Annotated in this window: 16 protein-coding genes; 9 read left to right on the top strand and 7 right to left on the bottom strand. The window is 74.8% G+C overall.

Going from position 1 to position 17,425, the window contains the following annotated elements:
• Positions 1–185 precede the first annotated feature (185 nt).
• The 3 genes from ACIRRH_RS09960 to efeB all read left to right on the top strand — a co-directional run bounded on the left by ACIRRH_RS09960 (position 186) and on the right by efeB (position 4,159).
• Positions 186–512, top strand: a complete 327-nt coding sequence (locus tag ACIRRH_RS09960; protein ID WP_224283245.1) for a hypothetical protein — start codon at positions 186–188, stop codon at positions 510–512.
• Positions 513–752: 240 nt separating this feature from the next.
• Positions 753–2,810, top strand: a complete 2,058-nt coding sequence (gene efeU, locus ACIRRH_RS09965) for an iron uptake transporter permease EfeU (protein WP_403064359.1) — start codon at positions 753–755, stop codon at positions 2,808–2,810.
• A complete protein-coding gene (gene efeB, locus ACIRRH_RS09970; protein ID WP_403064362.1) occupies positions 2,810–4,159 on the top strand; it encodes an iron uptake transporter deferrochelatase/peroxidase subunit in 1,350 nt (449 codons plus the stop codon). The genes efeU and efeB overlap by 1 nt, the downstream gene beginning before the upstream one ends.
• 53 nt (positions 4,160–4,212) lie before the next feature.
• Here the strand turns inward: efeB and ACIRRH_RS09975 are convergent, their stop codons facing one another.
• Positions 4,213–5,607, bottom strand: a complete 1,395-nt coding sequence (locus ACIRRH_RS09975; protein WP_403064365.1) for an ATP-binding protein — start codon at positions 5,605–5,607, stop codon at positions 4,213–4,215.
• A complete protein-coding gene (locus tag ACIRRH_RS09980; protein WP_403064368.1) occupies positions 5,604–6,284 on the bottom strand; it encodes a response regulator transcription factor in 681 nt (226 codons plus the stop codon). Before ACIRRH_RS09980 ends, ACIRRH_RS09975 begins: the two co-directional genes overlap by 4 nt.
• Before the next feature lie 177 nt (positions 6,285–6,461).
• Here ACIRRH_RS09980 and ACIRRH_RS09985 point away from each other — a divergent pair, with 177 nt between their 5' ends.
• Both ACIRRH_RS09985 and ACIRRH_RS09990 read left to right on the top strand, forming a co-directional pair.
• The gene (locus ACIRRH_RS09985; protein ID WP_403064371.1) at positions 6,462–7,961 is read left to right on the top strand and encodes a glutamate synthase subunit beta; all 1,500 of its coding nucleotides are present in this window, start codon (positions 6,462–6,464) and stop codon (positions 7,959–7,961) included.
• A gap of 231 nt (positions 7,962–8,192) precedes the next feature.
• Complete coding sequence (locus ACIRRH_RS09990; protein ID WP_403064374.1) at positions 8,193–8,504, top strand: hypothetical protein; 312 nt, start codon at positions 8,193–8,195, stop codon at positions 8,502–8,504.
• A gap of 68 nt (positions 8,505–8,572) precedes the next feature.
• Here ACIRRH_RS09990 and ACIRRH_RS09995 read toward each other — a convergent pair whose 3' ends face one another.
• A complete protein-coding gene (locus tag ACIRRH_RS09995) occupies positions 8,573–9,898 on the bottom strand; it encodes an MFS transporter (RefSeq protein WP_403064377.1) in 1,326 nt (441 codons plus the stop codon).
• A 127-nt stretch (positions 9,899–10,025) separates the two neighbouring features.
• On the opposite strand from ACIRRH_RS09995, the gene ACIRRH_RS10000 reads away from it, so the two are divergent.
• Positions 10,026–10,700 carry a TetR/AcrR family transcriptional regulator C-terminal domain-containing protein gene (locus tag ACIRRH_RS10000; protein WP_403064380.1) on the top strand — a complete coding sequence of 225 codons (675 nt, stop codon included), beginning with the start codon at positions 10,026–10,028 and terminating at the stop codon, positions 10,698–10,700.
• A gap of 6 nt (positions 10,701–10,706) precedes the next feature.
• Positions 10,707–11,219 carry an isochorismatase family protein gene (locus ACIRRH_RS10005; RefSeq protein ID WP_403064383.1) on the top strand — a complete coding sequence of 171 codons (513 nt, stop codon included), beginning with the start codon at positions 10,707–10,709 and terminating at the stop codon, positions 11,217–11,219.
• 56 nt (positions 11,220–11,275) lie between these two features.
• Here ACIRRH_RS10005 and murQ read toward each other — a convergent pair whose 3' ends face one another.
• Positions 11,276–12,181 carry an N-acetylmuramic acid 6-phosphate etherase gene (gene murQ, locus ACIRRH_RS10010; protein ID WP_403064386.1) on the bottom strand — a complete coding sequence of 302 codons (906 nt, stop codon included), beginning with the start codon at positions 12,179–12,181 and terminating at the stop codon, positions 11,276–11,278.
• Between the two features lie 166 nt (positions 12,182–12,347).
• On the opposite strand from murQ, the gene ACIRRH_RS10015 reads away from it, so the two are divergent.
• Positions 12,348–12,971, top strand: coding sequence for an endonuclease (locus tag ACIRRH_RS10015; protein WP_403064389.1), 624 nt, complete (start codon positions 12,348–12,350; stop codon positions 12,969–12,971).
• A 76-nt stretch (positions 12,972–13,047) separates the two neighbouring features.
• Here ACIRRH_RS10015 and ACIRRH_RS10020 read toward each other — a convergent pair whose 3' ends face one another.
• Positions 13,048–13,728, bottom strand: a complete 681-nt coding sequence (locus ACIRRH_RS10020) for a DUF6445 family protein (protein WP_403064392.1) — start codon at positions 13,726–13,728, stop codon at positions 13,048–13,050.
• 120 nt (positions 13,729–13,848) lie between these two features.
• Positions 13,849–14,496 (bottom strand): TetR/AcrR family transcriptional regulator, encoded by a 648-nt coding sequence (locus ACIRRH_RS10025; RefSeq protein ID WP_403064394.1) that lies wholly within the window; start codon positions 14,494–14,496, stop codon positions 13,849–13,851.
• Between the two features lie 299 nt (positions 14,497–14,795).
• On the opposite strand from ACIRRH_RS10025, the gene mca reads away from it, so the two are divergent.
• Positions 14,796–15,701 carry a mycothiol conjugate amidase Mca gene (gene mca / locus ACIRRH_RS10030; protein ID WP_403064397.1) on the top strand — a complete coding sequence of 302 codons (906 nt, stop codon included), beginning with the start codon at positions 14,796–14,798 and terminating at the stop codon, positions 15,699–15,701.
• A 101-nt stretch (positions 15,702–15,802) separates the two neighbouring features.
• Here the strand turns inward: mca and ACIRRH_RS10035 are convergent, their stop codons facing one another.
• Positions 15,803–17,281 (bottom strand): PHB depolymerase family esterase, encoded by a 1,479-nt coding sequence (locus tag ACIRRH_RS10035; protein ID WP_403064400.1) that lies wholly within the window; start codon positions 17,279–17,281, stop codon positions 15,803–15,805.
• Positions 17,282–17,425: the final 144 nt, after the last annotated feature.

A 17,425-nucleotide genomic window follows, 5' to 3' on the forward strand; every position in this document is an offset into this window, starting at 1 on the left:
GGCCGACTGTGCACGTCCATCGGCCCGTCCGGCCGCTCGTGTCGGGCCGGACGGGGGTCCCTGACGCCCGATCGGCTGGCCGCCGCTCGGCCCAACGAGTGCCGATGCTGCGCTCGGGTGCCGCTGAACCGTTTCGGCGCGCGCCGCGTCCGGGGGTTGCGCGGTCCTGGGCCTACGCTGCGCCAATGGTGGATCACCGTGAACTCTTCGAGGACGTCACCGAGGCCCTGGCCCGCGCCGGGTTCGACACCGGGCAGGGTCCCTCACCGCTGTGGATCGACCGTCACCCCGAGGGTGTGCTGGTCGGCTGGAGGCCGGGCGCGGAGCCGGGTGCGCCGCCCTCTCGGGAGGCGCTCGCGGCGTTGAGCGGCGCGGCCGCGGTCGTACTGCGCGAGTGCGGCTACCTGGTCGCCGGGACGGAGGAGGGTGATCTGCTGGTGCGTTGCGCCGAACCGGTGACGGTCCCGGAATCGTCCGACCCGGAACCGGTGCCGGAGCAGTGGTGGGGGTGACGCGGTCCTCCTGACGGCCCTCCGGCCTGCCGGTTCGCTCGACGCGGGGGGTCTCATACCGAACCCTTACCTGAAGCGGGGGTGCAGTTGACCTCGTCGGCTCTAAGGTTTGCCTAAGCTAAGCCGCGACGCCCCGGACGCAGTGTCCGGGGCGTCGCGGCTGCGCCGCTCCGCCGCCACCGCAGCGGGGTCGAGGACAGGTGAACGACCCGGGCCGGGCCCGGGGGAGGAGCCCGCCGCATGTGGGATGAGGCGTTTCCCAGCTTCCTGATCGGGCTGCGCGAAGGCCTGGAAGCCGGACTGGTCGTGTCGATCCTGGTCGCCACGCTGGTCCGGGCGGACCAGAAGGCCCGGCTGCCCCAGGTGTGGACGGGCGTCGCGGCGGCCGTCGCGCTCAGCCTGAGCTTCGGCGCGGTGCTCACCTTCACCGCCGCCAGCCTCTCCGGCCACGCCCAGGAGGCGTTCGGCGGCGTGCTCAGCCTGATCGCGGTCGGCTTCGTCACCGCGATGGTGTTCTGGATGCGGCGCTCGGCGCGCACCCTCTCCGCCGAGATCAAGGAGAAGGTCCGGGCCTCGTTGGCGATGGGCGCTGGCGCGCTGGTGCTCACCAGCTTCCTCGCCGTCGCCCGCGAGGGCCTGGAGACCTCGCTCTTCCTGTGGACCAACGTGCGCACCGCCGGGGAGTCCACCGGACCGCTGATCGGCGCGGCCGTCGGCCTGCTGCTCTCGACCGGGCTCTGCTGGGGCCTGTACCGGCGGGCCCTGAGGATGAACCTCACCCGGTTCTTCGCCATCACCGGCATCGGCCTGATCGTCGTCGCGGCGGGCGTGCTCGGCTACGGCCTGCGCGACCTCCAGGAGTCCGGGCTGGTCGGCGGCGGCAGCTCGTACGCCTTCGACCTGAGCGGGCACCTGGACGCCTCGTCCTGGTACGCGACCCTGGTCCAGGGCACCCTCAACCTGACCGTCACCATGACGGTGCTCCAGGCCGTCGGCTACGTCGCGTACCTGGGTGTCGTGATGACGCTGTTCGTCGAGGGGGTCCGCGGCGGCGCGAGCACCCCGGCTGCTTCCCCCGCCGCGGCGAAGGCCGTCGCGGAGAAGGCCGTCGAGGCCGGGGCCGAACCGGTACGGGCGGGCCGGCCGCGCTGGGTGCTGCCGACCGCGGCTGTCGCCGTCCCGGTGGTGGTGGCCGGTGCCGTGATCGCGGTCAGCGACGGCAAGCAGAACGGTTCCGCCACCGTCGCCGTCTCCGAGCAGGAGTGCGGCAAGGGCTTCGCCGACCCGCGGCCCGGCCAGCAGGTGTTCCAGATGCGCAACACCGGTGACAAGGTCGCCGAGGTCTACCTGGTCGACCCGGGCAGCGGCGCGGTGTACGGCGAGATCGAGGGCCTGGCGCCCGGCACCACCCGCGCCCTGACCGCCACCATCGGCTCCGGAAACTACGCCTGGCGCTGCGTGCCCACCGGCGGGAAGCCCGTCACCTCGGCCGCCGTGCACGTCAGCGGCGGCGGCACCGAGGTCAAGGCCGTCAAGCCGGTCGGCGAGGACGACCTCAAGGCCCCGCTCGACAGCTACAAGGAGTACGTCGACCAGGGCCTCGCGACGCTCGTGACGCAGAGCCGGAAGCTCCAGGCCGACGTGCACGACGGCAACCTCGGCGCGGCGAAGGCCGACTGGCTCACCGCCCACCTCCAGTACGCCTCGCTCGGCGCCGCGTACGGCACCTTCGCCGACCTCGACGGCAAGATCGACGGCCGCCCGGACGGCCTCGCCGACAAGGAGCGGGACCCCGGTTTCACCGGCTTCCTGCGGCTGGAGTACGGCCTCTGGCACGGCCAGTCCGCCGAGGAGCTGACGCCCGTCGCCGACGAACTGGCGCAGGACGTCGCCAAGCTGGCGCACGACTTCCCCGGGCAGGACTTCGCCCCCGGTGACCTGCCGCTGCGCGCCCACGAGATCCTGGAGAACACCCTCCGGTTCGAGCTGACCGGCGACACCGACATGGGCAGCGGCACCAACCTGGCCACCGCCCAGGCGAACCTGACCGGCACCCAGGAGCTGCTGACCCTGCTCCAGCCGCTGCTCGACGGGCGGGACCCGCAGGTGCTCGTCAGGGTGAACGCCGGGATGAAGCGGGTCGGCGACCTGGTCGCCGCCGCCCACCGGCCCGAGGGCTGGACCCCGGTCGACCGGCTGCCCGCCGACGCCCGGCGGCAGCTCAACGGCGCCACCGGCGAACTGCTCGAAGACCTCGCCCCCGTCCCCGCCCTGCTCGAGATCCGGAAGGCCGCCTGATGACCGACCACACCGCAGCCACCGGGTCCTGCCCGTTCCCGCACGTCGCGCAGACCGCAGCCGTGGAGGCCCCCGCTGCTGCCGGGGTCGCCGCGCAGGGCGGCTGCCCGGGCGGACCGGCCCGGCGCAGCTTCGTCCGCGCCGCGCTCGGCGCCGGTGCCGGAGCGGCCGTCCTGGCCGGCGGCGCCCTCACCCTCGGCGCCGGCCCGGCCGCCGCCGGGGACGGCGAGCAGGAGAGGAGCGGGGCGGTCCCGTTCCACGGCGCCCACCAGGCCGGCATCACCACCCCGGCCCCCGGCTTCGCGGCCTTCGTCTCCTGCCAGGTGATCGCCCAGGACCGCAAGGAGCTGGAACAGCTGTTCCGGACCCTGACCGAGCGGATCCGCTTCCTCACCGCCGGCGGCACCCCGCCCGACCTCGGCGTCGGAGCGCCGCCCTCGGACAGCGGCATCCTCGGCCCGACCGTCCCCACCGACCACCTGACCGTCACGGTCGGCGTCGGAGCCTCGCTCTTCGACGACCGCTACGGGCTGGCCAAGGCCAAACCGGTCAGGCTCGCGCCGATGAGGACCTTCCCGAACGACAACCTCCAGGCCGCCGAACTGCACGGCGACCTCTCGCTGCAGATCTGCGCCGACCGCCAGGACACCGTGCTGCACGCGCTGCGCGACATCACCCGGCACACCCGGGGCGCCATGCAGATCCTCTGGCGGATCGACGGCTTCCAGAACCAGTCCCGCCCGGACGGCGCGCAGCGGAACCTGCTCGGCTTCAAGGACGGCATCGTCAACCCGGACACCGGATCCGCGCGCGAGATGGACCGGCTGGTCTGGGTCGCCGACGGGACGGGCGAGCCCGCCTGGGCGACCGGCGGCAGCTACCAGGTGATCCGGATCATCCGGATGCTGATCGAGTTCTGGGACCGCGTCACCCTCACCGAGCAGGAGAAGATGTTCGGCCGCCGCCGCGACACCGGCGCGCCGCTGGACGGCGTCGGGGAGACCGATGCGCCGGACTACGCCAAGGACCCGAACGGCACCGCGATCCCGCTCGACGCGCACATCCGGCTGGCCAACCCGCGTACCGCCGACACCGATGACTCGCGCATCCTGCGCCGGGGCTTCAACTACGACCGGGGGATCGACCCGACGGGCAACCTGGACATGGGCCTGGTGTTCTGCTGCTACCAGCAGGACGTGGTCCGGCAGTTCGAGGCCACCCAGACCCGGCTCGTCGGCGAGCCGCTGGTGGACTACATCTCGCCGACCGGCGGCGGGTACTTCTTCGCCCTGCCCGGCGTGCGGGACGACGCCGACTGGCTCGGGCGGGGGCTGCTGGCCGCCGTCTGACGCGGTGCCGGACAGGGCGGGCCCCGGCGTGCCCCCTTCGTGTCCGGGCGCGTTCAGGAACCGAGGGTGAAACCGATCACCGCGCCGCCGCCCTCCCGGTTGGCGGCGAAGGCCGTCCCACCGTGCGAGCGGGCCACCTCGTGCACGATGGCCAGGCCCAGTCCGGAACCGGGCAGGCTGCGGGCGGCGGTGGCCCGGTAGAAGCGGTCGAAGACCCGGTCGAGGTCGGCCGGGTCGATGCCCGGGCCGCGGTCGCGCACCTCCACCCGTCGGCCGCGCACCACCACCTCGATCGGGCTCGTCCCGGCCGGGTCGAACTTGGCGGCGTTGTCCAGCAGGTTGCCGACCGCGCGGGCCAGCGCGTCCGGCCGGGCGGTGACGACGGTCCCGTCCGCGTCCACCACGATCTCCCGGTCGCTGCGCCGCCGGGCCTGGGCGGCGGCCTGCCGGACCACGTCGGCGAGGACCACCCCGGTCGGCCGCTCGTCCGCCCTGCGGTCCGCCGCGAGCGCCACCAGCTCCTCCACCAGCTGGGTCAACTCCCGTGCCTCCTCGGCCAGGTCGGCCATCAGCGCGGCGCGCTCGGCGGGTGGCAGCCGGTCCAGACTGGGGAGCACCGAGAGGTTGGTGCGCAGGCTGGTCAGCGGGGTGCGCAGCTCGTGCCCGGCGTCCTGGACCAGCCGGCGCTGGTTCTCCTTGGCGGTGGCGAGCCGGACGAGCATCCGGTCGAAGGCCCGGCCGAGCCGGCCTACCTCGTCCGTTCCGGCGGCGGGTACCGGGACGTCCAACCGCCCGCTGGCGGCGACCAGTTCGGCCGCGTCGGTGAGCCGGACCAGCCGTCCGGTGATCCGTCGGGCGAGCAGCCGGCCGGCCCCGCCGGCGAGCACCGCGACGACCGCCACCAGGGCCACCGTGCGGGTCCGCAGGGCGGTCAGCAGCTTCTCGGTGGGCTCGACCTGCTGGATGATCTGGACCGCGCCGCGCCGGCCGCCGAGCGAGACCACACCGACCCGGTAGGCGTCGCCGTGCCAGTGGCGCAGCCCGGTGGAGGTGCGGCCGGGCTGCTCGGCGTGGGCGAGATCGTGGTCGGCCGGCGTCGGCGGCAGGTCGAGCCGGGCGGTGCCGGGCAGCACCCGGCCGTCGGGGTCGAGGGACTGCGTGGTGACCCGGATCGGGCGCACCAGGTCGTCGCTCAGCCCGCTCGCACCGGCGAAGTCGCCCGGAAGGAGGACCTGCCGCTCGACCTGCCGGTCCACGGAGTCGACGGCGGCGGTGAAGTCGGCGGTCTCGTCGTCCCGGATCAGCCGGGCGGCGGCGTGGTAGCCGAGCGCGCCGATCAGCACCGCGACCAGCGCGGCGATCGCGGCGAAGGCCAGTGCGAGGGTGGTGCGCAGGCCCGGGCGCGGCAGGCGTGTCCGCAGCGGTCGGCGGGGCACCGGGCCGGTCACGGCTCGCGCAGCGTGTAGCCGACGCCGCGGACGGTGTGGATCAGCGGCACCAGGCCGGGGCGGTCGAGCTTGCGGCGCAGGTAGCCGATGAACACCGCGAGGTTCTTCGAGCCGGGGCCGAAGTCGTAGCCCCAGATCCGCTCGTACAGGGTGGCCTGGTCGAGGACGGCGCCGGCGTGCCGGGCCAGCAGCTCCAGCAGGTCGAACTCGGTGCGGGAGAGTTCGAGCTCCTGGGCGGCGCGCCAGGCCCGTCGGGCCGACGGCTCCATCCGCAGGTCGGCGACGGTCAGCACCTCGGCGGCGGGCTCGGGCGGCCGACGGCGCAGCAGGGCGCGCATGCGGGCGAACAGCTCGTCCACGTCGAAGGGTTTGACCAGGTAGTCGTCGGCGCCGGCGTCGAGGCCGGCGATCCGGTCCGGCACCTCGACCCGGGCGGTGAGCATCAGCACCGGGGTGCGGTCACCTGCCGCGCGCAGCCGACGGCAGACCTCCAGGCCGTCCGGCTCGGGCATCATCACGTCGAGCACCAGGACGTCCGGGCGCTGCTCGGCGAGGACGGCCAGGGTCTGGGTGCCGTCGGCGGCGATCCGCACCCGGTAGCCCTCCAGCATCAGGGCGCGGGCGAGCGAGTCGCGGATGGCCCGGTCGTCCTCGGCGATCAGCACGGTGTGGGTCATGGCGGAGATTCTCCCTGGCGTGCTCACGACGCTTCCGGGCGGGGCCGCGGTATCCCGGGCCGGTCCGGGACCGCTGCCTCTTTCGCACGGTGCTTCGCGGGCGTACGGTGGCCAGACGGTGGCGCGCCGCCGGGTGAGCCGCCTGGTCCGTGTCGGCACGCCCTACCGGAGGCCGCGATGGCAGACCGGATGGCCTTCTTCACCACCCCGCGCGCGGAGCGGACGCGGCGGGACGCGCGGGAGCGGCTGGGGGACCGGCAGGAGGTGTACCGGCCGGGGTCCCTGCTGCCGATGGTGGGCGGGCAGGCCGGGCGGTGCATGGACTGCGGGCTGCCGTTCTGCCACAGCGCCTGTCCGCTGGGGAACCTGGTGCCGGAGTGGAACCGGCTGGTGGCGGAGTCGGGGACGGCCGGGGAACCGGACGCGGGAGCGGACTGGCAGGCGGCTGCGGCGCGGCTGCTGGCGACCAACAACTTCCCGGAGTTCACCGGGCGGCTCTGCCCGGCGCCCTGCGAGAGCGCCTGTGTGCTGGCGATCGACGGCGCGGCGGTGACTATCAAGAACGTGGAGCTGGCGATCGCCGACCGCGCCTGGGAGGCAGGCTGGGACGGGCCCCGGCCGCCCGAGCGGGCCGACGGGCGGCGGGTCGCGGTGATCGGCTCGGGCCCGGCCGGGCTCGCCGCCGCCCAGCAGCTGACCAGGGCCGGGCACGCCACCACGGTGTACGAGCGGGCCGACCGCGCGGGCGGGCTGCTGCGGTACGGCATCCCGCCGTTCCGGCTGGAGAAGCACCGGCTGGAGCGCCGGCTGGACCAGCTGCGGGCCGAGGGCGCCGCCTTCCGCACCGGGGTGTGGGTCGGCCGGGACGTCCCGGGCGAGGAACTGCGGGCCGGGTACGACGCGGTGGTGGTCGCGGTGGGCGCGACCGCCTGCCGGGACCTGCCGGTACCGGGGCAGGACCTGTCCGGGGTCCACCAGGCGATGGAGTACCTGACCTGGGCGAACCGGGTGGACGAGGGCGACTGCCCGGCCTCGCCGCTGTCCGCCGAAGGGCGGCACGTGGTGATCGTCGGCGGTGGGGACACGGCGGCGGACTGCCTGGGGACGGCGCTGCGCCAGCGCGCCGCCTCGGTCACCCAGCTGGACATCAACCCGCGTCCGCCGCAGCGCCGGGCCTCCGGGCAGCCCTGGCCCGTGCACCCCAAGGTGTACCGGGAGACCACCTCGCACGAGGAGTCCTGTGCCGCGGAGGCCGGGCCCCGGGTGTTCGAGGCGGCCACCGTGGGCTTCGAGCCCGGGCCGGACGGCCGGCTGGCCGCCGTCCGCTTCGCGGAGGCCGAGCCGGTCGACCGCAGCCCGCGGGCGGGCACCGAGCGGAGCCTGCCGGCGCAGCTGGCGCTGCTCGCACTGGGCTTCACCGGGCCCGAGCCGGACCGGCGGCTGTTCGCCCAACTCGGCCTCGCCACCGGGCCGGAGGGAACCCTGGCCAGGGACGACGGCTTCGCCACGGCGACGGAGGGCGTGTTCGTCGCGGGGGACGCCGGGCGCGGGCAGTCGCTGATCGTCTGGGCGATCGCGGAGGGGCGGGCGGTGGCGGCGGTGGTGGACCGGTACCTGCGGGGGTGGACGGAGCTGCCGGCGCCGATCCGGGCCTCGGCGCGGGCGCTCACGGTGTGAGTCCGGGAGCGTCCGCGCGGGCCGCGAGGGCGCAGGCCGCGCGCGGCGGGCGGCGGGTGGCGGATTCGGGGCATCCGGGTCCCGCCTCCGGGATCGGCCGTGCCGCGTCGGCGGTGGACGCCGAACTCCCCGGCGGCCGGCTCGGTACGCGGTGGCCGCCGGTGCGACGGCGGGTACCGGGTTGCTCGCCGCTGTCGGCGGGTTGCGCTGCTGCCGGCCACGGTGCTGGTGGTGTTCGCGTTGCTGGTGGTGCTCGCGCAGCCCCGGTTGCGGGTGCGGCGGGCGATGCGGATGGTGGCGGACAAGGGCGAGTTCCGGGTCCTGCTGGACGACTACGGGGTGGTCGTGAGCACTGCGGTCTCGGTCACCGAGCTCGGCTGGCGGGACCAGCGGTACCACCTGGAGACGCCCGGGCTGTTCCTGCTGCTGGGCGGCAACGAGGAGACGCGGGTGCTGACCATGGTGCCCAAGCGTGGGGCCGAGGACGTCCGGCGGCTGGGGGAGCTGATCGAGCGGCACGCGGCGGCGCTCGTCCTGGACTGAGTGGCGGTTCGTGCGCTGGGGCCGGCCCTGTGCGTGCGTCACGGTGCGGGGCCGGTGCGGTTGGTGCGTCATGCGGTGGGGTCGGTGCGGGTGGTGCGGCACGGGGTGGGCTCCACCCCGGCCGGCTCGGCGCGGTGCGCGCGCTGGTCGTAGCGCCAGAGCGCGGGGATCGCGGCGGACAGCGCGGCCGAGCTGCCGAGGCAGAGCAGGCCGCCGGTGCGCAGGGCCGCCCGGATGCCCTGCCGGGCGGCGAGCCCGCCGGCCCGCAGGTCGCCCAGGGCCGGGCCGGCGGAGCCGATCAGCATCTCCAACCCGGCTGCGCGGCCCCGGAGTTCGTCCGGAATGGACTGGTTCCAGATGGCGCTGCGGAAGGTGTCGCCGATCCAGTGCGCGCCGCCCGCGACGGTCAGGCAGAGCAGGACGGCCCACAGGCCCGGGGCGAAGGCGGCCGCGGCCGTCGCCGTGCCGACCAGGGCGGCGGAGAGCAGGACCAGCCGGCCGTGCCGGTGCACCCGCTCCGCCCATCCGCCGGTCGCGGCGGCGATCAGGCTGCCGACCGCACTGGCCGAGTAGAGCAGGCCGAGCGCCCAGCCGGCGTCCAGGTCCGCGGCGAGGAAGGGGAAGAGTGCGGTTGGCAGGGCGAAGACGGTGGCCGCGAGGTCGGCCAGGTAGGTGCCCGTCAGGTCGGGTCGCCGGGCCGCGTACCGGACACCGTCGAGGAACTCGGTGAGCTGTGGTGCCTCGGCGTCCCGCGCCGAGGGGACCGGCCGGACCTGGGCGAGCAGCGCGATCGATAGCAGGAAGGTGCCGAGGTCGACGAGGTAGGCCGCCGGGACGCCGGCGGTGGCGATCAGCAGGCCGGCCCCCGCCGGGGCGACCACGCCGCCGATGCTCCAGCGCAGCGAGAGCAGGGCGCCCGCCGCCACCAGCTGGTCCTGGGGCACCAGTCGGGGGACCATCGCCTCGACCGAGGGCTGCTGGATGCCCTGGAGGGCCGCCGCCACCCCGGCGGCGACGTAGAGGGGCCAGACGGCGGGGGTGCCGAGCAGCGCGTTGGCCAGCAGCAGGGCGCTGAGCGCGGCCAGTGCGATCTCGGTGACCAGCGCGACGGTGCGGCGGTCGGCGCGGTCGGCGAGGACGCCGCCGTAGAGGCCGAACAGGATGGTGGGCGCGAGTTCGACCGCGCCGACCGCGCCCACGGCCAGCGGTGAGCCGGTGAGGTCGGCGATCTGGAGCGGGATCGCGGTCATGGTGAAGATCGAGCCGAGCAGGGTGACCGTGCCGGAGGTCCAGGTCAGCCGGAAGTCCCGGGAGGACCGCCAGGGCGCGGTGTTCGGCAGCAGTCGGGACCGGAAGCGGTCCGTTCCGGAGGTCGTGTTCGGTCCGGTGGTCATGAGGTGGGGTGATCCCTTCGCGGCCGGTCGGCGTCGCGGCGGCCGTCCTTATCGCTGATAAATTCCAGTGAGGGAACTTATCGGCGATAAGGTGGTCTGACAAGCGAATGACCAGGAGGCCGATCGGATGGCGCTGCAACGCGACGAAGTGGTGCGCACGGCGCTGCGCCTGCTCGACGAGGAGGGCATCGACGGGCTGACCACCCGCCGGCTGGCCCGTGAACTCGGCGTCCAGTCACCGGCGTTGTACTGGCACTTCAAGAACAAGCGGGAACTGCTCGACCTGATGGCGGAGGCGATGCTCGCCGAGGCACTCCCGCCGGACCGCGCGCCGGACCCGGCGCACTGGCCCGAGTGGATCGCCGCCGACGCCCGCGCCAAGCGCAACGCCCTGCTGGCCTATCGCGACGGCGCCCGGGTGCACGCCGGCACCCTGCCCACCGAGGACGAACTCCCGGCGGTCGAGGCCCAGCTGAGCGCCCTCTGCGGGGCCGGGCTGCGCCCGCGCACGGCGCTGCGGCTGCTGTTGACCGTCGATCGGTACATCATGGGCTGGGTCACCGAGGAGCAGGCCTGGCGACAGGACGCCGCGGTCCGCGACCGGCCGCCGTTCCCGGACGAGGCGCTGCGTGAACTGCCGCTGCTGCGCGAGGCGGTCGACGTGCTGCGGATGACCGATCACGACGCGGACTTCGAGTACGGGCTGCGGGTGCTGATCGAGGGGTTCCGGGCGGAGATCGCGCGGGAGGCGGCGGAGGGCGCTCCGGGGTCGACGGGCCAGTCGTCCGATGGACTAGCGTGACCCTCCATGACCACCCTTGACCCCCGCAGCACGGCCCTGGTCCTGATCGACCTGATGGACCGGATCGTCGCCAACCCGCTCGCGCCGCGCACCGGTTCGGAGGTGGTGAAGGCCTCGCTGGAGCTGGCCCGGGAGTTCCGGGCGGCGGGCGCGCCCGTGGTCGCGGTCCGGGTCGAGCGGCCGAACGTCACCGAGCAGCCGCCGGGGAGCGGGCTGCTCGCGGAGGTCGCGGCAGTGGCCGACGAGGTCGTGGTGAAGCGCACCATCGGCGCGTTCCAGGGCACGGGTCTGGACGGGCTGCTCCGGGCGCGGGGCGTGGAGACCCTGGTGTTCGCCGGGATCGCCACCAACCTCGGCGTGGAGTCGAGCGCCCGGGCGGCAGGCGACCACGGGTACCGGGTGGTGTTCGTCGAGGACGCGATGGCCGCGCTCACGGCGGAGGAGCACCGGGCGTCGGTGGAACTGGACTTCCCGCGGCTCGGCGAGGTCGTTGCGGCGGCGGACGTGCGGCTGGGGTGAGCCGGAGGGCCGGGTCGCGGCCGGGCGAGGCGGGGGGCTGCTGCGGCCGGGGGCTGCTACGGCCTGGCGAGGCGGAGGGCTTCGCGCAGCCGTCCGTCCGAGGCCGTGAGCAGTCGGGCGGCGGAGGGGGCGTCCACGTCCGCGAGCAGGGACAGGATCGCGTCCTTGACCCGGCCGCCGGTCGCGGTCAGGGCGCGGTCGACCGCGGCCTCGTCGGCGCCGGTCGCCTCGGCGACGATCCGTCGGGCGCGCTCGCGCAGCTTGTCGTTGGTGGCGCGGAGGTCGACCATCAGATTTCCGTACGTCCGGCCGAGCCGGACCATCACGGCCGTGGACAGCAGGTTGAGCACCAGCTTCTGCGCCGTGCCCGCCTTGAGCCGGGTCGATCCGGCCAGCACCTCGGGTCCGACCTCCACCTCGATGCCCAGCTCGGCCGCGGCCGCGAGCGCCGAGCCCCGGTTGCAGGCCAGCCCGACGGTCAGTGCCCCGGCCGCCCGCGCGGCGCGGACGGCGGCCAACGGGTACGGCGTACGGCCGGAGGCGGAGACACCCACCAGGGTGTCGGCGGAGGTGAGGGCGAGCGCGGCCACGTCGGCCCCGGCGAGGTCGGTGCGGTCCTCGGCGCCCTCGGCGGCCGCCGTGACGGCCGGGCGCCCGCCCGCGATCAGCCCGACGACCAGCGCCGGATCGGTGCCGAAGGTCGGCGGGCACTCGACGGCGTCCAGTACACCGAGCCGCCCGGCCGTCCCCGCGCCGGCGTAGACCAGCCGACCACCACGCGCCATCCGGGCGGCCACGGCGTCGACCACGGCGGCGATCCGGTCCAGCTCCCCGGCCACGGCGGCGGGCACCGTGCGGTCCTCGGCGTTCATCAGACGGAGCAGCTCGACCGTGGGCAGCTGGTCGATCGCGGCCCACTCGGGGCGGATGGTCTCGGTCGCGGATACGGTGTCACGGCTCATGCGCCCGCCTCGCTTCGCTCGGCAGGGGCATGCGCCCACGCGCACCTGTCGATGATTCTCCCCCAGCCTCCGGCCGGGGGTACCCCCATGCTGCGCTCACTCATGCGGCCAGCCTCCCCGGGTGCGGGGCGCCCGAATCCGGGCAAGCGTGGAGAGGAGGGAGGTGATGGCCGTGGGGCCGACCGTTGCCGAACTGCTGGACCGGTTCGGCCGCACCTACGCGGGGGAGGCCGGGATCACGCTGCGCGACAAGCCCTCGCCGCTCTACCGGCTGCTCGTCCTGACCGTGCTGTGCTCGGTGCGGATCAGCGCCGCCACCGCCACGGCGGCGGCCCGGGAACTGTCGGCCGCCGGGCTGCGGACCCCGCGCGCGATGGCCGACGCCCGGCGCGGGACGCTCATCGCGGCCCTGGGCCGGGCCCACTACGTGCGCTACGACGAGAGCACCGCCACCGCGCTCGGGCAGGGGGCCGAGCTGCTGCTCGACCGCTGGCACGGTGACCTGCGGCGGCTGCGGGAGGAGGCGGGGGGAGAGCCGGAGCGGATCGGCGAGCTGCTCCGGGAGTTCCCCCGGATCGGGCCGGTCGGCGCCGGGATCTTCCGGCGCGAGGCACAGGCGGTCTGGCCCTCGCTGCGGCCGTACTTCGACGAGCGGGTGCTCGCGGAGGCCCGGACGCTCGGGCTGCCGGGCGAACCGGACGCACTGGCGGCGCTGGTCGGGCCGGGGGACCTGGCCAGGTTGGCGGCGGCACTGACCAGGGCGAGTCTGGCGCACGTCGGGGCCGGGTGAGGGCGGGGCGCCCCGGGGCGGGGCAGCCGTCCCGGAACTGGGTGAGGGCCCGGTCGTCCGAAGGGTGCGTGCGGGGTCAGGCCATCCAGAAGAAGACCGCCGTCATCCGCCGCTCGGCCAGGTCGGTGCCGTAGTAGCCGGTGGCGCTGTGGATCAGGTTGGCGTGGTAGAGGAGCAGTTGGTTGTAGCGGTTGGGGACGCGCACGTCCTCGGTGAAGTGATCGGCCGGCACGTGGCGGGTGCCGAGCGCCTCGACCAGGTTGTTGTGCGGGGCGTTGACCAGGTTGCCGCCGAGCCGGCCGCCGGGGAACTGCTGGCGGTAGAAGCTGGTGCCGGCGTCCTTGGGGGCGCCGGGGCTGAGGTAGAGGACGGCGGCGTAGCGGCAGAGTGCGCGGGAGTCGGTGTGCGGGCGGGACTCCGACTCCCCGGCGCCGACGACCTGGACGCAATTGTGGTTGAGCGTGCCGCCGCCCGGGGTGCTCTGCACCCAGAGCCGGGGGGCGCCGGTGGCCTTGCGGACCAGCGACTCGACCCGGGCCAGCTCCTCCGGGTCCAGGCCCGGCATGGTGCGCATTCCGGGCCAGGTCTCGGGACGGTGTGGGTAGCCCTCGGTCCAGTCCCCGCGGGCCAGACAGCGCTCCCGGACGGCGTCCGGGTCGGGCAGCACATTGTCCAGGACCCAGTAGTCCCGGCCCCGGGTGGGCTTGCGGTAGGGCAGGACCGGCAGGGCGGTGGGCCTGATGGGCTGTGAGGGCATGGGCCGACGATAGAGGCGGTGATCGTCAACCTTCTGCCGTGAGCAGGTCAACCTTTCGTCAAGGGTGTGCTGGCCTGGGCACATTCCCGGGCCTCCGGTGCGGCGCGGCGTTCGGGTGCTCTACGCCTCCCGCACGGCGAAGCCCCCGAGGGTGCCCTCCAGGCGGTCGTAGGCCCGGGCCGCCGAGGGGCGGACCGCGGCGGCGATCGCCGCGTGCTCCTCGCCGGCCAGGGTGCGGCGGAACACCTCGGCGAACACCGCGCGGTCGACGGCGGCGAGCAGCGCGGCGGCGACCCGGCACTCGAAACCGACGGGTATCTCGTGCACCGCTCCGGCCAGTGCCTCGGCGAGTGCCGTCTCGCCCTGCTCGTGCAGCTCGCGCAGCCGCGCGGCCAGCGCGGGGCTGTCGAAGACGGTGCGGGCGAAGGCCGGGTCGGCGAAGCCGAGCCGGGCGTCGTGCCGGTCGAGCCCGGCCAGGCAGTCGCGGCGCAGCGCGGCGAGCGCGGACTCGCCCGGCGCGCGCCCGGCGACGGTTCCGGCGAGCCGGCCGGCGAGCTCCTCGTGCAGGTCGAAGAAGAGGTCCTCCTTGCGCGGGAAGTGGTTGGTGACGGTCATCTTGGCGACGCCCGCGGCGGCCGCGACCTCGGCGATGGTCGTGCGGTCGAAGCCCTGCTCGATGAAGAGCCTGGTCGCGGCGTGCGAGATCGCCTCGCGGGTGCGGCGCTTGTTGAGTTCGCGCAGGTTCGGAGTTGTCCCGGTCTCGGTCATGGCAGGAGCGTAGCGCAGTTCGCTGGGTCGAGCACAGTAATTGTGCTTGACCCAGTTGCTGGGTCCGTCCTAAGTTCTCCTCGGGTGGCCGGAGCGGCCGCCGGGGAACGACTCGGGGAGGGCGCATGACCACGTCCGTCGCGGCGAAGGGCCGGCCGGCAGCGGCTCGGCCGGCGAGGCCTTCCGGTGGGTGCGGGCCCTGTCCGAGCTCGCCGTCGCTCCGGCGCTGCTCTGTCCGAACACCCGCGAATCCGGCTGACAGCCGCTCGGTTCCCGACCGCCCACACATGGAGGCACCCGTGTTCACCCGTCACCCGAACGGCCTTCGTCTGCTCAGCGTGCACGCGCACCCCGACGACGAAGCCAGCAAGGGCGCGGCCACCCTCGCCCGGTACGCGGCCGAGGGCGTGGACGTCCTGGTCGCCACCTGCACCGGTGGCGAGCGCGGCTCGGTGCTCAACCCGGCCATGGACCGGCCCGAGGTCCGGGCCGACATCGCCCGCGTCCGGCGCGAGGAGATGGCGGCCGCCCGGGAGATCCTCGGTGTGCGCCAGCAGTTCCTCGGCTTCGTCGACTCCGGGATGCCCGGTCCGGACGAACCGCTCCCGGAGGGCTGCTTCGCCGCCCGGCCGGTGGAGCTCGCGGCGGCACCGCTGGTCGCGCTGATCCGGGAGTTCCGCCCACAGGTGGTGATCACCTACGACGAGACCGGGGGCTACCCGCACCCGGACCACGTGATGACCCACCGGGTCACCGTGGCCGCCGTCGAAGCCGCCGGCGACCCGGAGCGCCACCCCGGGCTGGGCGAGCCCTGGCAGGTGCCCAAGCTCTACTACCACCTGGCGCTCTCCCGGGCCTGGTTCCAGGCCCTGCACGAGGCCATGACGGAACGGGGCGTCCCCTCCGAGATGGGCGAGCTGCTCGCCGGCTGGCCCGACACCCCGGCCGCCCTGGCCACCACCACCCGGATAGCGTGCGCCGAGCAGTTCGCCGTACGGGACGCGGCGATGCTGGCGCACGCCACTCAGGTCCAGCCGGGCGTGGCCTTCATGTCCCACCCGCGGGACATCGAGCGCGAGGTCTGGCCGACCGAGGACTACCACCTGGCCCGGAGCCTGGTGCCGGGGCCCGGCACGGCGGCCGTGCCGGGCGAGATCGAGACCGACCTGTTCGCCGGGCTCCGGGCGGAAGTGGGGGCGGGATGAGCCTCACGGAGGGCGCGGTGGCGGTGGGGGCCGTCGTCGTACGGGCGATGGCGATGCTGTCCGGTGCCGTGTTGTTCACGTCGGCATCGGCTGTCGCCCGCTCAGCACTGGCCGTCGGCGAGCACGTAGTAGCCCGGGCCGGTCTGCTTCAGGGTGTGGATGACGAACGTGTTCCAGAGCCCCATGCTCTGGCCCGAGCCGAGCGCGTAGGTCAGGCCACCGCTCTGGGTGGCACGGCCGGCCAGGACCTGGTCGTAGTTGCTGGCGGTGAAGCACTGGGGCGTACCCCCGCCCGGGGTGGTCGCCGTCACCGCCGCCGACCGGGTGCCGACCGTGCCCGACCCGTCGACCGCCGCCACGGCGTAGCCGTACGTGGTGCCGGCCGTGAGCCCGGTGTCGGTGAAGGCCGTCCCGGTGGCGCTGCCGACCTGGCTCCCGTTGCGGAAGACCTGGTACGAGGCGGCGCCGCTGACGGCCTGCCAGCCGAGGGCGACCGAACCGGCGGACGCGGTTGCGGTCAGCCCGCTCGGGGCCGGCAGCCCGGGGTTGGTGGGGCCGGAGCCGCCGTCGAGCCCCCAGAACTGCGCGGTGTAGTAGCCGGAGCAGACCGTGTCGAGGAAGTAGGCGCCGGTCGCTCCGCACTGGTCGGCCCCGGAGCCCGGGTGGACGGCCAGGCCGTGGCCCATCCCGCTGATCGTGAACAGGGCCACGGCGGGTTTTCCGCTCGCGTCGGCGTAGAGCTCCTGGGTGGTGCCGCCGGGGAGGCTCCGGGTGCTGGTCGGCTGACGCCCGACGCCCTGGACGTTCGTCCACTGGTCGCGCAGCTCGGTCGCGTTCACCGGCCTGACCACGGTGTCCGCGGTGCCCTGCCAGATCGCGACCCTGGGCCACGGCCCGGTGTAACCCGGGTACGCGGCCCGGACCTTGTCGCCCCACTGCGCCGGGGCGAGCCCCTGGTCGGAGTTCTGGCAGCCGGAGGCGGCGGCCTGGGTGGTGGCGCAGTGGGCGGGCAGCCCGGAGTCGATCGCCCCGCCGGCGAACACGTCGGGGTAGTCGGCCAACAGGTCGGCGGCCATCCCACCGCCGGCCGACAGCCCGGTGACGAACACCCGGTGGGCGTCCGAGCCGTACAGGGACTCGGCCTTGGTGACCATCTCGACCACCGACCTGGCCTCGCCGACGCCTCGGGCGGCCTTGCTCGCGTCGAACCAGCTGAAGCAGGAGAGGCTGTTGTTGGCGCTGCTGGTCTGCGGGAACACCACCGCGAAGCCGTACTGGTCGGCGAACTTGGTCCAGCCGGAGTTGCGGTAGTAGTCGGTGGCACTCTGGACGCAGCCGTGCAGCGCGACCACCAGAGGGGCGCCGCTGGGCAGCCCCGCCGGGGTGTAGGTGTACATCGCGAGGTTGCCCGGGTTGGTGCCGAACCCGGTGACCTGCTGGAAGCTGCCGCTCGTGGCCGCAGCGGTGGAGGGGGCGACGGAGGCGGTGGCGGGGGAGGCGACGGCCGTGCCGGGTGCGGTGGCGCCGAGCGCGAGAGCGGCGGCGGTGAGCAGCACCGCTGCGGTGGGGCGCAGTGGCATGGGGACTCCTGGGTGAGGGAGGAGTGGGGGTCGGACCCGTGCAGCGTGGCGCGCCCGGCGCCCCGGTGCCATGTGGCGGTCATCCGGGGTCCGCCGCCCGGCCATGGCGCGGGCCGCCATGGCCCTGCGGCTCTGCTGCGCGTC

This window comes from Kitasatospora sp. NPDC101235, from assembly GCF_044767505.1.
Classification (GTDB): domain Bacteria; phylum Actinomycetota; class Actinomycetes; order Streptomycetales; family Streptomycetaceae; genus Kitasatospora.

Coding starts and splice junctions, on each gene's coding strand:
- ACIRRH_RS09960 (WP_224283245.1), top strand. CDS start 186: ATGGTGGATCACCGTGAACTCTTCGAGGACGTCACCGAGGCCCTGGCC.
- efeU (WP_403064359.1), top strand. CDS start 753: ATGTGGGATGAGGCGTTTCCCAGCTTCCTGATCGGGCTGCGCGAAGGC.
- efeB (WP_403064362.1), top strand. CDS start 2,810: ATGACCGACCACACCGCAGCCACCGGGTCCTGCCCGTTCCCGCACGTC.
- ACIRRH_RS09980 (WP_403064368.1), bottom strand. CDS start 6,284: ATGACCCACACCGTGCTGATCGCCGAGGACGACCGGGCCATCCGCGAC.
- ACIRRH_RS09985 (WP_403064371.1), top strand. CDS start 6,462: ATGGCAGACCGGATGGCCTTCTTCACCACCCCGCGCGCGGAGCGGACG.
- ACIRRH_RS09995 (WP_403064377.1), bottom strand. CDS start 9,898: ATGACCACCGGACCGAACACGACCTCCGGAACGGACCGCTTCCGGTCC.
- ACIRRH_RS10000 (WP_403064380.1), top strand. CDS start 10,026: ATGGCGCTGCAACGCGACGAAGTGGTGCGCACGGCGCTGCGCCTGCTC.
- ACIRRH_RS10005 (WP_403064383.1), top strand. CDS start 10,707: ATGACCACCCTTGACCCCCGCAGCACGGCCCTGGTCCTGATCGACCTG.
- murQ (WP_403064386.1), bottom strand. CDS start 12,181: ATGAGCCGTGACACCGTATCCGCGACCGAGACCATCCGCCCCGAGTGG.
- ACIRRH_RS10015 (WP_403064389.1), top strand. CDS start 12,348: ATGGCCGTGGGGCCGACCGTTGCCGAACTGCTGGACCGGTTCGGCCGC.
- ACIRRH_RS10020 (WP_403064392.1), bottom strand. CDS start 13,728: ATGCCCTCACAGCCCATCAGGCCCACCGCCCTGCCGGTCCTGCCCTAC.
- ACIRRH_RS10025 (WP_403064394.1), bottom strand. CDS start 14,496: ATGACCGAGACCGGGACAACTCCGAACCTGCGCGAACTCAACAAGCGC.
- ACIRRH_RS10035 (WP_403064400.1), bottom strand. CDS start 17,281: ATGCCACTGCGCCCCACCGCAGCGGTGCTGCTCACCGCCGCCGCTCTC.